At 71.1% G+C, this 12,245-nt stretch carries 14 protein-coding genes; 5 read left to right on the forward strand and 9 right to left on the reverse strand.

Translation table 11 applies throughout. The features are described 5' to 3' along the window. Positions 1-521: 521 nt before the first annotated feature. Entirely contained in the window at positions 522-1,370 is an 849-nt protein-coding gene (locus tag QE410_RS14900; RefSeq protein ID WP_307333439.1) for a DUF559 domain-containing protein, read from the reverse strand. A gap of 283 nt (positions 1,371-1,653) precedes the next feature. Between QE410_RS14900 and QE410_RS14905 the strand changes: the two genes are divergently transcribed. Beyond that, positions 1,654-2,265 carry a zinc-binding alcohol dehydrogenase gene (locus QE410_RS14905; RefSeq protein ID WP_307333440.1) on the forward strand — a complete coding sequence of 204 codons (612 nt, stop codon included), beginning with the start codon at positions 1,654-1,656 and terminating at the stop codon, positions 2,263-2,265. A 3-nt stretch (positions 2,266-2,268) separates the two neighbouring features. Here QE410_RS14905 and QE410_RS14910 read toward each other — a convergent pair whose 3' ends face one another. Next, positions 2,269-2,604 carry a potassium transporter Trk gene (locus QE410_RS14910; RefSeq protein WP_307333441.1) on the reverse strand — a complete coding sequence of 112 codons (336 nt, stop codon included), beginning with the start codon at positions 2,602-2,604 and terminating at the stop codon, positions 2,269-2,271. A 36-nt stretch (positions 2,605-2,640) separates the two neighbouring features. Between QE410_RS14910 and QE410_RS14915 the strand changes: the two genes are divergently transcribed. Next, positions 2,641-3,066: a hypothetical protein gene (locus tag QE410_RS14915; protein ID WP_307333442.1), complete on the forward strand. Its 426-nt coding sequence runs from the start codon at positions 2,641-2,643 to the stop codon at positions 3,064-3,066. Here QE410_RS14915 and QE410_RS14920 read toward each other — a convergent pair. The 4 genes from QE410_RS14920 to QE410_RS14930 are packed head-to-tail and all read right to left on the reverse strand — an operon-like array spanning position 3,001 to position 6,817. Continuing rightward, positions 3,001-5,262 carry an ABC transporter permease gene (locus QE410_RS14920; RefSeq protein WP_307333443.1) on the reverse strand — a complete coding sequence of 754 codons (2,262 nt, stop codon included), beginning with the start codon at positions 5,260-5,262 and terminating at the stop codon, positions 3,001-3,003. The genes QE410_RS14915 and QE410_RS14920 overlap by 66 nt on opposite strands. Then, complete coding sequence (locus QE410_RS14925) at positions 5,259-5,957, reverse strand: ABC transporter ATP-binding protein (RefSeq protein ID WP_307333446.1); 699 nt, start codon at positions 5,955-5,957, stop codon at positions 5,259-5,261. Before QE410_RS14925 ends, QE410_RS14920 begins: the two co-directional genes overlap by 4 nt. Before the next feature lie 14 nt (positions 5,958-5,971). Continuing rightward, positions 5,972-6,424 (reverse strand): 3-oxoacyl-[acyl-carrier-protein] synthase III C-terminal domain-containing protein, encoded by a 453-nt coding sequence (locus QE410_RS17160; RefSeq protein ID WP_373459350.1) that lies wholly within the window; start codon positions 6,422-6,424, stop codon positions 5,972-5,974. A gap of 36 nt (positions 6,425-6,460) precedes the next feature. After that, on the reverse strand, positions 6,461-6,817 hold the full coding sequence (locus QE410_RS14930) for a sterol carrier family protein (RefSeq protein WP_307333448.1): 357 nt from the start codon (positions 6,815-6,817) through the stop codon (positions 6,461-6,463). A gap of 232 nt (positions 6,818-7,049) precedes the next feature. Here QE410_RS14930 and purD point away from each other — a divergent pair, with 232 nt between their 5' ends. From purD to QE410_RS14945, 3 genes are all read left to right on the forward strand, one after another. Further along, positions 7,050-8,321: a phosphoribosylamine--glycine ligase gene (gene purD, locus QE410_RS14935; RefSeq protein ID WP_307333450.1), complete on the forward strand. Its 1,272-nt coding sequence runs from the start codon at positions 7,050-7,052 to the stop codon at positions 8,319-8,321. Between the two features lie 169 nt (positions 8,322-8,490). Beyond that, positions 8,491-8,832, forward strand: a complete 342-nt coding sequence (locus QE410_RS14940) for a hypothetical protein (RefSeq protein ID WP_307333452.1) — start codon at positions 8,491-8,493, stop codon at positions 8,830-8,832. 9 nt (positions 8,833-8,841) lie between these two features. Beyond that, positions 8,842-9,438 carry a class I SAM-dependent methyltransferase gene (locus QE410_RS14945; RefSeq protein WP_307333454.1) on the forward strand — a complete coding sequence of 199 codons (597 nt, stop codon included), beginning with the start codon at positions 8,842-8,844 and terminating at the stop codon, positions 9,436-9,438. A gap of 47 nt (positions 9,439-9,485) precedes the next feature. On the opposite strand, the gene QE410_RS14950 is transcribed toward QE410_RS14945, so the two are convergent. Genes QE410_RS14950 through QE410_RS14960 form a run of 3 tightly spaced genes read right to left on the reverse strand, consistent with a single transcriptional unit; the run spans position 9,486 to position 12,109 of the window. After that, positions 9,486-10,772, reverse strand: a complete 1,287-nt coding sequence (locus QE410_RS14950) for a glycosyltransferase (protein WP_307333455.1) — start codon at positions 10,770-10,772, stop codon at positions 9,486-9,488. 49 nt (positions 10,773-10,821) lie between these two features. Beyond that, positions 10,822-11,451 carry a TetR/AcrR family transcriptional regulator gene (locus QE410_RS14955; RefSeq protein WP_307333457.1) on the reverse strand — a complete coding sequence of 210 codons (630 nt, stop codon included), beginning with the start codon at positions 11,449-11,451 and terminating at the stop codon, positions 10,822-10,824. A gap of 10 nt (positions 11,452-11,461) precedes the next feature. Continuing rightward, positions 11,462-12,109: a hypothetical protein gene (locus QE410_RS14960; RefSeq protein WP_307333459.1), complete on the reverse strand. Its 648-nt coding sequence runs from the start codon at positions 12,107-12,109 to the stop codon at positions 11,462-11,464. Between the last annotated feature and the right edge of the window lie 136 nt (positions 12,110-12,245).

Raw genomic sequence — 12,245 nt, forward strand, 5'->3', positions numbered from 1 at the left:
GGGGCGGGGGCGGGGCGGGGGCGCGGGGGCGCGGGGGGCGCGGGGCGCGGGGGGCGCGGGGGGCGCGGGGGGCGCGGGGCGCGGTGGGCGCGGGGCGCGGGGCGGGGGCCCGGGGCGCGCGGGGCGGGGCGCGTCGCGGCGCGCGGGGCCCGGGGCGCGGCGGGATGAGCGGAGGATCAGGGACGCGGGGAGGAGCATCTCGCGCGAAGCATCCTCCGCCCGTCCCTCAGCCTCCGCTCGTCACGCCGCGCGCCGGCGGCGGCAATTCACGGCAGGGCGGCAAGGCGGGGCGCGGCGGCAAGGCGGGGCGCGGCGGCAAGGCGGGGCGCGGCGGCAACGCGGGGCGAGGCGGCAACGCGGGGCGCGGCGGCAGCAGCCCGGGGCGGGGCAGGCTCAGGTGTCGCCGGCGCAGCGGGACGAGCGGAGGATCAGGGATGAGGGGAGGACTGATTCGCTCGGAGCATCCTCCGCTCGCCCCTCGGACTCCGCTCGTCACATCGCTCGCGACATCCCTCTTCCGGTCATCGCTTACGCGCGAGGTGCAGGCCCTGCGCGACGGCGCGCGAGATCAGATACTGCACGCTCGGCCAGTCGTCGACGATCTGGCGATAGCCGACGCGGATCACGTGATACCCGTTGAGCGTGAGGAGGGCGTCGTGACGGATGTCTTCGGCCCGTTGCTCGCCCACGTGATGCGCGCCGTCGATCTGGAGAACGAGTTTTTCGCCGATCAACAGGTCGACGCGGTGACCGTGAAGGAAGGCCTGAGGAAGAAGACGCAGCTTCATCCACCGAAGACGGAAGATCACGATGCTCTCCAGGCCGGAATCGGCGAAGGGCTGCACCTCGTCGAGGAGCGACCGGGCACGGCCGGGCAGGGCCAGTCGGGAGAGCGACTCCGCGGATGCCATCTGCTTGTTGAGTGCCGATTCCCAGACGATCACGGCCTCTTCGCGGGGTATGCACGTGGCAACGAGGACGAGCACGTTCTCCACCGAGTCCACCAGCGCATCCGGATGCCGCGGCACGACGGGATGCGCTCGGTGAACGCGCGTACCGGCCGCCACCTCCACGCGACCGGCGTGCGGCGACGCCGCGACGTGCGCCCCGCGGGGCCGGGCGACCCAGAGGCCGAGATGCTCGGCAGCGCTCAGACAGGAGACCACGACGCCCCCGCGAGCGGCCGCGCGCAGCGACGCATCGGCATCCGGTAAGGCGAGCCACGACCGGCGGATACGGAGAAGCCGTCCCGCAGCGACGGCGTCCGCAACCGCTCGCCAGGACAGCCCCCCGTCCTTCAACCGCACGCTGCGGACGACCCCGCCTCCGGCTCGAACGAACTCGACCGGGTCAGACGGGAGGGATGCCATGAGCACAGCGTCGCGGAGAGTCGGCCTCTCTCGGGCGGGCCGTCGAGTGAATGGGGAGAACGACTCCGAAGCAGACGTTGTGCAGGAGGGGCAGCCCCTCGGTCGGCCGGTGACGGGCGGAGGATGAGGGACGAACGGAGGACGGCACGACCGGACAGACCCTCCGCTCGTCCCTCGGCCTCCCCTCATCACGGCCGCGCCGCCGAGCAACCCGCACACCCGGTGTCACACACGCGGCGCAAGGCCCATCGCCCGGCCCGCGCCCCGTCTTTACAATGACGCCATGACGGGCGGCCAGCCGGAGTGGGTGATCCGCGAGGACGCGGCGAAGTCGGTGCTGGTCGCGCTGTATCTGCGGCAGGTGCTCGGCATCCGCTCACCGGAGGAGCTCCCCGCTCTGCGCCGCGTGCCGCCGCCGGTCGTCCGAGACGAGACGGATGCCGCGCACGCGCAACTCGAACGCGAGTGGCGCGTCTTCTGGGCGATGACCGTCGAGCCTCAGGCGCATCCCTCGCCGGTGCCGCTGGAGCTCGTCGACGGTTTCGAGGGCCTCGTCGCACTGCCGGTGGACGGCGCGGACGCACTGCGGCGCGCCATCTCCTCGCATGCCGACGACGCGGTCGACTTCGCGCGTCTCGCGCATGACCGCTATGCGCGGGAATCAGCCGCGCGGCCGGGGGTGTCGTACCGCGCGTACGCCAGCGCCATCGCGGCCCACGAGCGAGCGGTGGGCCGGCGGGCGCACTCGTTCGAGCTCAACGTGCAGGTGCTGCCGCTCACGCAGCGCGGGGTGTGGTGGATCGGATCGCTGACGGTGGCGGTGACCGATGGCCTGCGCAGCGACGTCGTTGCCTTCGACACCGCGATCCACCCGATCATCGCGGAGCTGGCCTGAGGATCAAACCTCGTACTGCTCGTGATCGACGGTGACCTGGCGGGTGCGGCGGCCGAGCACCCGCTCGAACACCAGCGCGACGATCGCGCCGAGAGCCACACCGGCGACGACGCAGATGAGTGCGGTGAAGCCGAACACCTGCAGCTCGGAGTACACGACCTGCGTGTAGGGGCTGATGTCGGATCCGTCGATCACGACCGTGAGCAGTAGCGCGACCAGGATGCCGAGGAACGCCCCCGCGGCAAGGAACACGCCGTACTTCGGCGCGCGGCGGACGGTCGCGGTCTCGATGTCATCGCGGACGTACACCGGTCGTTCGGGGGCGGGCTGCTCGGCCATATGCCCATTCTCCCACCGCAGGGGTCGAAACGGGTCGTGACCTTTCGGCGTCGAACGGCCGCGGCGGGGCAGGCGCCGCGACGAAGCAGGACCGCCGCGGCAGGAGTTTTCGACGTCGGCCACCGCTCGATCCTCGCGGCACCCGTCGACGCCGGAGCGATCCTGCGCGAGATCGCCGAGTGCTTGACGCTGGTGTTCGGCGGGGTGGAGGAGCTCGACCTGATATCCCCGGATGCCGTGGAGCACCTCCTCGCTCTGAGCATCGCCCAGATGGTCGCTACGCGCGGCCCCGACGGCGCGGCCGTCTTCATGTCGTCACGTCCACCGCGAAGACGTAGTCGTTCACCGAGACCGTATCCGTTCGGCCTCGATCCGGTGCGGTCTCAGAACCGGCAGCTACTCGACCCCCTTCAGTGCGCCCAGCATGTCGAGTCGACGAAGACGGCGCGCCAGGAGCAGTGACGCGCTCAAACCGCATGCCACGACGATCACTACGCACAGACCGGTGGCGATCGCCGAAGGCGCGGGAGAGTAGCCCACACGGTCGGTGCTGAAGACGGCGAGGTAGGCCGAGAGGAAGCCCATCCCCGCCGGAATGCCGAGGAGCGCACCGGCCAGGGTGGTGGCCACGTTCTCGCGAAGGAGCAAGGCGCGGATCTCGCGCGACCGCACCCCCAGCACGATGAGCGTCGCGTAATCGCGCGTGCGTTCGGCAAAGGCCAAGGACCCGAGGTTCAGCAGCACGACGATGGTCAGCATGAGCCCGAACCCCTTGATGAGCGCGAACACGTCGCCGAGACCATCGATCACCTGCTCGGCGTTCGCGCGCCGGGCGTCGCGGGAAAGCACACTCGCGATTCCGGGGCGGCTCATCAACGTCTCTGCCGCGGCGGGCCCGCCGGCCAGCAGTGTGCTCGGCGAGAAGACACCGCCCGAGCGCTCCCAGGCGGACTGCGATAAAAAGAGCCCCTGCGGCTCGCCCACATCGACGATTCGTCGCACCGTCGTCGCTATGCGCGTCGCCGAGCCGGGCGGGAGCACCGTCACGCGGTCACCGACGCTGATTCCGCGTGCCTCGGCGTAAGCGACGCTCACGAGCGCGCCGTCGGTAGGCAGCGGAACGCCGCCGTCACCGTCGCTCAGCCTGTAGAGGTCGCCGTCTGAGAGCACGGTGACGGCTGCCCACCCCGTGTCCGCCTCATCCGGCGACAAAAATGACATCTGCCACTGCACCTCCTCAATCCCGGATGCCAGATGCTCGCCGTCTCGAGCCCACGCGCCCGGAATGAGTCGGGCTTGTGCGTCGAAGACGTACTGCTGCTTGAAAGAGCGATCGACCTGATGATGTAGTGAGTCCGGCATCCCGAATCCTGCGATGAGGAGAGTGGTGCCCCCGACCGTGGCGGCGAGCGCGGTGAGCAGCCGCGCGCGAGCCGTCGCGAGCTCGCGGAGACCCCATGCGTTCAGGGGCGACTTACGCCCGAACCGAGGAGGGACTCGCCGTTGCGTCGCCAGACCTCCGCGCATCGCCGCGGCCGGCTCGGTGTACCGCATGGATCGGGTGGCGACGACCGACACGAGCGACGCCCCCACGACCAGGGCGATTGCCAGGACCGCGGGAGCCGGCGTGTAAGCCGGGACCCAGGCGACCAGCTCGAAGCTCGGTCGCTGCGACTGCAGGACGAAGAGCGAGAGCACGGGTGCCACCACCGAGCCGACGAGAGCACCGACGGCGACCACGACGGCGTACCGGGAATAATGCCTGCGCAGGTGCGCGTCGGAGACACCCAGCACCTTCAGCGTGGCGATGTCCCGCTGCTGTATGTCGACCAGGCGTCGCATCGAGGTGAACATCGCCAACATCGCGACCGTGAGGAAGAGGCTGAGGAAAAGCACCGAGAGGCTTCGGATCTGATGGATGCGATCGGTGAGCCCGACCACTCCGGGCAGCGACTCCTCATCGAACATCGCCAGCCGTGCCGCGCCCAGCACACGGGGCGCCTCGGACAGGATGCGCTCCGTCGGACCGGCGAGGGCGATCGACATCCGGGTCGGTCTAAGAGAATCCATCTGCGCAGGCGAGACGTACGCGTACCCGTACGCCGAGGGATCGGGGGCGTACAGACCGTCGGGGCCGTTGTCCGAGACCCGGTCAGCGGCGCGCACCAGTGACGCGACGGTGAAGCGACGCTCTTCTCCCGCGATCTGCAGCGACACGATGTCGCCGGTGTGCAGCGCGTGTGCTTCCGCGAAGGCCGCGTCCAGAGCGATCTCGTCATCGGCGAGCCCGTCGACCACTCCCGCAACCGGCTCCGGAAGATTCATGCGCTCCGGCAGCGCACTCACCACGAGCGAACCTCGACCGTCCTCTTCCGCCGCATCGACGAGGCCTGACGCTTCGACATCCGACACCCCGGGGATGTCCCGCAATGCGTCGAGCTGCTCCGGCGACACAGATGAGGCGGTGATCCAGACATCCGCGAGGTGGGCCGCGGCATCCATACGCTCCTGCTCGACCTGCATCCCCCGCCAGCCACCCTCGAGTCCGCCGTAGACGGCGAGGCAGAGGAGGCTCACGACGAAGACCGCGGCGAATTGGGGAGCGTGCCGTCGCAGGTCGCGACGCAGTTTGCGCCGGAGGAGGGCGGAGACGCTCATGAAACCGGGGGGTGCGAATCGGCCACGACGCGGCCGTCGCGCATCTCGACGACGTGGTCGGCGACATCGCGGATCGTCGGATCGTGCGTGACCACCGCCACCACGGCGAGTCCCTCGCGAGCGATGTCGGTCAGCAAAGTCATCACCTCGACCCCGGATGCCGAGTCGAGAGCCCCCGTGGGTTCGTCGCACAACAGCAGACCAGGGCGCTTCGCCACAGCGCGCGCGATCGAGACCCTCTGCATCTGCCCGCCTGACAACTGTTGGGGGAAATGGTCTGCACGTTCACCCAGACCGACGCGATCGAGCAACTCCGCCGACGTCGGCACATCGACCCCGTGATGAGAGGGCAGGCGCCGCGCCAACTCGACGTTCTCGAGCGCTGTGAGTTGCGGCAGGAGGTTGTAGAACTGGAAGACGAAACCGACATGGTCGCGTCGGAACTCGGCGAGCTTGCGGAACCCCATCCCGGTGAAGACAGCACCGTTCAGTGCGGCGCGACCGGCGTCGGGCGTGTCCATCCCTCCGAGCACGTTGAGCAGCGTGCTCTTGCCCGATCCGGAGGGGCCCACGATGGCCGCGAGCCGACCCGTGCGCAGGTGCACGGTTACGTCATCGAGAGCAGCTACCCGCGCCGCGCCCGCACCGTAGCTGCGGGAGAGGCCGGTGGCGCGCAGGCCAGTTTCGAGCGGCATCGGATGCGCCTCCATCAGTGCTGGTAGATGAGGCCGCCGTAAAGGGTGCCCGCTCCCGTGCCCACGAGCAGCAGACGCTCACCTTCGGCGATCCGCGCTCGGTGAAGTGCGGCGGGGATGCTCGCAGCGATGGTGTTCCCGAGCTCCGCGCGCCTGACGGCGACCTCGTCGACAGCGCCACGGACGCGACGCCTGCGACCGACAGTGCACGCGTCGGGATCCCGCAGCCGTCCGTGTGGTCCGCGCCTCAGACGGGGTGAAGTGCAGCACCGCCCGGAATTCCTACCCGGAAACCCTGGGCGGATGGCAGCCGCGCGCGACGACGAGCACGTCAGAACACTTCGCCCGTCGACTCGCCCCGTCTCGTGCGTCTGGTCGACGAAACCCCGGTCACGCGCCAGACGAGACCACTGGCCGGGACGAGCCAGCGCCCTCGCGCTCTCGTCGAGCGGCCAGCGCGTGTGCATCGTCAGGGGCCCGCGGCCCGGCGGTCGCCGCCGAAGCTACGGCCGAAGCGGGAGCAGCGCGCTCAGGTCGGCGCGCACGCCGGATGCCACGATCCGGCCCGCGGTCACGGCATCCGCCCAATGCTCCTGGCCTGTAGCGACGGCGATCCAGGTGGCGGCGTCTGTCTCGACGACGTTGGGCGGGGTGCCACGTGTGTGGCGCGGCCCCTCGATCACCTGAACCGCGCCAAAGGGCGGCACGCGCATCTCGACGGAATTGCCCGGCGCCTTCTCGACGAGCAACTGCAGCAGGTAGCGCACGGCGGTGGCGGTCACCGGCCGCGGCGCGTCACCCGCGGCGACGGCGGCGAGGGCGGCGCGACCGTCTCCGGTCTCGATGCGGCGGGGAGGCATGGCATCCACGCTACCGGGGGGGGCTCCGGCGGCGGGCCGTGCGTAACTCCGGAGGTTCAGGGCCAGGCGCCGTCGATGTGCCCACCGCGGACCCTTCGCGGCGCGGACTCCGGAGTCGGGCACGGGTGGGCTAGCGGCCCGTCGCTGGACAGCAGGTTGTTCACAGCCGCCGCCGACCATGCGGGTGTTCGGCGGCGCGGGGCGTGTCGGTGGCTGTCGATAGGCTGGCCGCGTGAGAATCCTCGTCCTCGGTTCGGGCGCGCGCGAGCACGCCATCATCCTCGCCCTCCGCAGCGAAGCGGAGACGCACGCGATCTTCGCCGCCCCCGGCAACGCCGGCATTGCCCGCGAGGCCCACCTGGTCGACCTCGACCCGCTCGACCCGACCGCCGTGCTCGAATTCGCCAAGGCCGAGGCCGTCGACCTGGTCGTCGTCGGCCCCGAAGCCCCGCTGGTCGCCGGCGTCGCCGACCCGCTGCGCGCCCACGGCATCCCCGTGTTCGGTCCGGGCAAGGCGGCGGCCCAGCTCGAAGGCTCCAAGACGTACGCAAAACGGATCATGGATGCCGCGGGCGTCCCCACCGGACGCTCCGCGCGCGCGCACGACGTGGCATCCGTCGAGGAGGCGCTCGACGCCTACGGCGCCCCCTATGTGGTGAAGGCCGACGGCCTGGCGGCGGGCAAGGGCGTCATCGTCACCTCCGACCGCGCCGCCGCGATCGCGCACGCCGAGACCTATCTGCCGACCGGCGCCGTACTGATCGAGGAGTTCCTCTCGGGCCCCGAGGTGTCACTGTTCTTCCTCAGCGACGGCGACCACGTCGCTCCGCTGAGCCCCGCGCAGGACTTCAAGCGCCTCCGCGACGGCGACGACGGCCCGAACACCGGCGGCATGGGCGCCTACTCGCCGCTGCCCTGGCTCAGCGAGCGCTTCGGCGGCGAAGACGAGTTCGTCGCGCAGGTCACGCGCGAGATCGCGGAACCCGTGATCAAGCAGATGGATGCCGAGGGCACCCCGTTCATCGGACTTCTCTACGCCGGGCTCATCCTCACCGAGCAGGGCGTCAAGGTCATCGAGTTCAACGCCCGTTTCGGCGACCCCGAGACGCAGGTCGTGCTCCCCCGTCTCGTCGACCCGCTGTCGCGTCTGCTGCTGGCGGCGGCATCCGGCACCCTCGAGGACGAGCCGCGTCCGGCCTTCGCCGACGCCACGGCCGTCACCGTCGTGCTCGCGAGCGAGGGCTACCCCGAAGCCCCGGTCACCGGCCGCGTTCTCACGGGCATCGACGAGGCCGAAGAGGTCGACGGCGTGCACGTCGCCCACGCCGCGACGGCGCTGCGCGACGGCCAGCTCGTCGCGACCGGCGGCCGCGTGCTGAGCGTCGTCGCCACCGGCACCACCTTCGCCGAGGCGCGAACCGCCGCGTACGCGGGGCTCGATCGCATCGGCCTGGACGGCGGGCAATTCCGCACCGACATCGCCGCCCGGGTAGCGCTGAGCTAGTCGCTGCGTCGCCCCGGGCTCGCGCGGTGGTGGACCCGGCCTCGTCCTCGGAGCGGCCTCCCGCGGCCCCGGCAACCACGCCCCCGCACCGCGCACCCCGCGAAGCCCCGGCTCCCCCGGCATCCCCGCCCCTGGCCCCACCCCCGCTCGCGCCGCTAACGTGGCGGCCATGGTCGACAGGGATGCCATGGCACGCGGCCGCGAGGTGTTCGACTCGACCGCGGCGCGTGCGTGCGCGCTGCCCGGCGTCGACATCGGCCGGATGTTCGGGACCGAAGGCCTGCGGATCCGCGGGAAGGTCTTCGCGTTCGTGGTGCACAACGGGTCCCTCGTGGTGAAGCTGCATGAGCGACGGGTCGGCGAGCTGATCGGCGAGGGCGTCGGCGCCCCCATGGTCATGCGCGGCAGGCCGATGCGCGAGTGGGCGGAGATCCCGCTCGACGCCGGGGCGGACCGCTGGATGCAGCTCATCGACGAGGCGCGCCTCTTCGTCGACTCGATCACGCCGTAGCCTCGACCGGTGCCGACCGCCACCGCTGCGTACGACGCGCGAGCCGCCGAGTACATCGACCTGCTCGGGTCGATGGATGCCGTCCACCCCTCCGATCGCCAGCTCGTCGACACGTGGGCGTCGACCCTCACCGGGCCGGTCCTCGACGCGGGATGCGGACCGGGCCACTGGACCGCTCACCTGGCCGCTCGGGGCCTCGACGCGCGCGGCGTCGACCTCGTGCCGCGGTTCATCGCGCATGCGACGGCGGCGTATCCCGGCATCCCCTTCCGCCTCGGCAGCATCGACGATCTCGAGGAGACACCCGCATCACTCGGCGGCATCCTGTCGTGGTTCTCGACCATCCATCACGACCCGGCCTCGATCGAGACACCGCTCCGCGAGTTCGCCCGCGTTGTCCGGCCGGGCGGCGCTCTGCTGGTCGGCTTCTTCACGGGGTCGGAGGTGGAGGCGTTCGACCACGCCGTCACCGAGGCCTATCGGTGGCCGGTCGCGGACCTGCGACGGCGAGTGGATGCCGCGGGCTTCGACGTCGTCGAGACGCATACGCGCGAGACGCGCGGCGCGCGACCCGTCGGCGCACTGGTGTGCGTGCGCCGGGAGTGACGGCGGCAGGGACCCCCGTCCGGAATGGAGGCCTCCAAGCCCGGATGTCAGCCAGAAACCGCCAGCACCGCCTCGATGTCGTCGACCAGGCCGGCGGCCCCCGGCGCGGCGGCGATGGCGTCGCCGATGCGTCGCGCCCTGGTGCGGTAACCCGGATCGGCGAGGATGCGCTGGACGGCCGAGCGCACGGCATCCGGAGTCGGGCGTCCGGTGCGCAGGTTCACCCCGACGCGGGCGTGCTGCACGCGGGCGGAGGTCTCGACCTTGTCCTCCGAGTCGCCGGCGATGACGATCGGCACCCCGTGGCGCATCGCGTGATGCAACCCGCCGTAGCCGCCGTTGGTCACGAGCACGCTGGTGCGGGCCAGGAGGTCGTCGTACGGCAGGTAGGCGGCGGCGAACGCGTTCGCGGGGAGGATCGGCAGCGTGTCGACGGGACGCCCGCCCGTCGTCACCGCGACCTGCACGGGCAGGTCGGCCAGGGCGATGAGAGTCGGTTCGATCACCTCGCTGTAGTCGGTGTTGGCGACCGTGCCTTGCGTGACGTGAACGAGAGGGAGGGCGGGGTCGAGGTCGTCGAACCAGGCCGGCGCGGGGGTGGGGTGCGCAGCGGCGGTGGCCATCGGCCCGTAGAAGCGCAGGTGGGCGGGTGCGTCGCTGCGGCGGTACTCGAACTCCGCGACCGTAAACTGCGCGAGCAGGTCGCTGCGTGACAGGGCATCCATGAAGAACGCGCCGTCGAGCGGTGGCGCCCCCACCCCGATGAGGAACTCGTCGAGCGAGCGGTGCACCGGCCGCAGCACGGCTTTCGCCGTGACGCCCAGGATGCGGTTGCGCAGCCGGTTGAGCACGGGTGTGGCGAGCGGGGTGATGCCGAGCCCGTAGGGTGCCGTGTCGCGGCTGGAGAACCCGGCGGGGCCGATGCCGCACAGGACCGTCAGCGGACGTTCGGCCCGGTGGCGCGCGAACAGCGTCTGCACGCCGAGGAAGGTCATGTCATGCAGAACGACGTCGGCGGGCTCGTGACGCAGGATCTCGTCGAGCGCGATCGCCGCCGGCGCGGCGGGGTCGACGAACGCCCGTTCGACCCCACGGTTGATGGTGGCCAGGCCGCGGTCGCGCTCGTCGTCGCCCGCGCCGATCCCGTCGAGCGTGTCGGCCTCGGGCGGAAGCGGAAGGAAAGGGATGCCGGCATCCTGAACCATCCGTCGATAGCGGGCGCCGGTGAGCATCCGCACCCGCCATCCGCGTCGCTGGAGCTCTGTCGCGACGACGAGGAGAGGGCCGACGTGGCCGACGGCGGGCATGCTGCAGAGCAGGGCGGATCGGGTCATGTCTTCTGTCTTTCGGGGAGGAGGCCCTCCGCCGGGCGACGGAGGACGACTACGCGAGATTGTCGGAGAGGCGGATCAGCTGGGCCGTGAGCCACGACCGGTAGGCGTCGACGGGCCACCCGCGGGCGACGGTGAAGTGCGTCCAGGGGTCGGGTCCGGTGATGAGCCCCAGGACATCGGCCGCGAGAGCGACCTGGTCGACGCGGATGCGGTCGCGCTGCAGGAACCAGCCGGCCGCGATGGTCATGTCGCGGTGGCGGCGCTGCTCGAGATCTTCGTAAGCCGCGCGCACCTCCTCGTCACTGTCGGCGGCGGCGAGCATGGCCCGCACGATGGCGGCGGAGCGGTGATTCGCGTCGATGAGGAACTCGACGTATCGCGCGATGGCCGTGTCGGTGTCGGACTCGCCCATGATCGCGACGAGTTCGGGCCGCTCCGCGAGGGAATGCCGTCCCTCATCGCCCGCGAACGTGCGCTCGAAAGCGGCGATCAGCAGCGAGTGCTTGGGGCCGTTGAGGTGCACCGTCGGAACCGACACCCCCGCCTCGGCGGCGATCGCCTTGATCGAGGTGGCCACGTATCCGTCGCGGATGAACAGACGGGCCGCCGCATCGACGATGTTCGCGCGGGTGGCGGCGGCATCCGCCTGCCGCCGGGGGGAGTGATAGCTGCGGGGCACGTCGCAAACGCTACTTCGCGGCGCTGAGGGTCGCCCGCGCGATGAGGATGCCCGCGACGATCTGCGCCCCGGTCGAAACGAAGTACATGACGTCGGTCAGCACCCCGTTCGAGGGATCGGAGACGACGGCGCCGAGGGCGAAGCCGACGAGCGAGAGGACGAGGATCGCCCAGCGCGCAGCGCCGCGAAGCACCCCCGCCCGGGCGATGACGACGCCGCCGAACACGAGCAGCATGCCCTGCACGGCACTCACGCCGAGCACGAAGGCCATCGCGCCGACGCCGGGCGTCGCGGTCGGCATGAGGTAGGTCACGACGAGGTAGAGGCTGTGGTTGGCGAGCAGGAACGCGCCGAAACCGAGCAGCGCGAGCTTGCCGACGAGCGACGAGCCGACGGCGCCATGGCCATCACCGCGCCCGAGGGCGAGGGGGAACATCGCGGCGATCTGGGCGAGCACGCTGCCGAGGAACAGCACCCAGAAGGCGGTCGCCGGCCCCGGATCGGTCGCCACGTCGGCGCCGACCTCGAGGGCGGTGGCGCCGGTGAGCATGACCCCTCCGGCGAGGATCAGGATGCCGGCGGTGCGGGGCCAGGACGCGGCGGCGGGGTGCGCGGCGATCGGGGCGGAACGGCGCGGGGCGGTAGCGGTGGCGGTCAAGGTCGGCTCCTTCTGTCGTCGGGCGGGAGTGGACGACCGTGTCGCGGCATCCGTTCTCTATTTTGACTATAGCGCCGTATAAGTCAATAGTTTGGCCCCGCGCCTGCGGGGAACGACGAACGCCGCCGCCCCTCGA

It is taken from the genome of Microbacterium sp. SORGH_AS_1204, from assembly GCF_030818935.1.
Classification (GTDB): Bacteria; Actinomycetota; Actinomycetes; order Actinomycetales; family Microbacteriaceae; genus Microbacterium.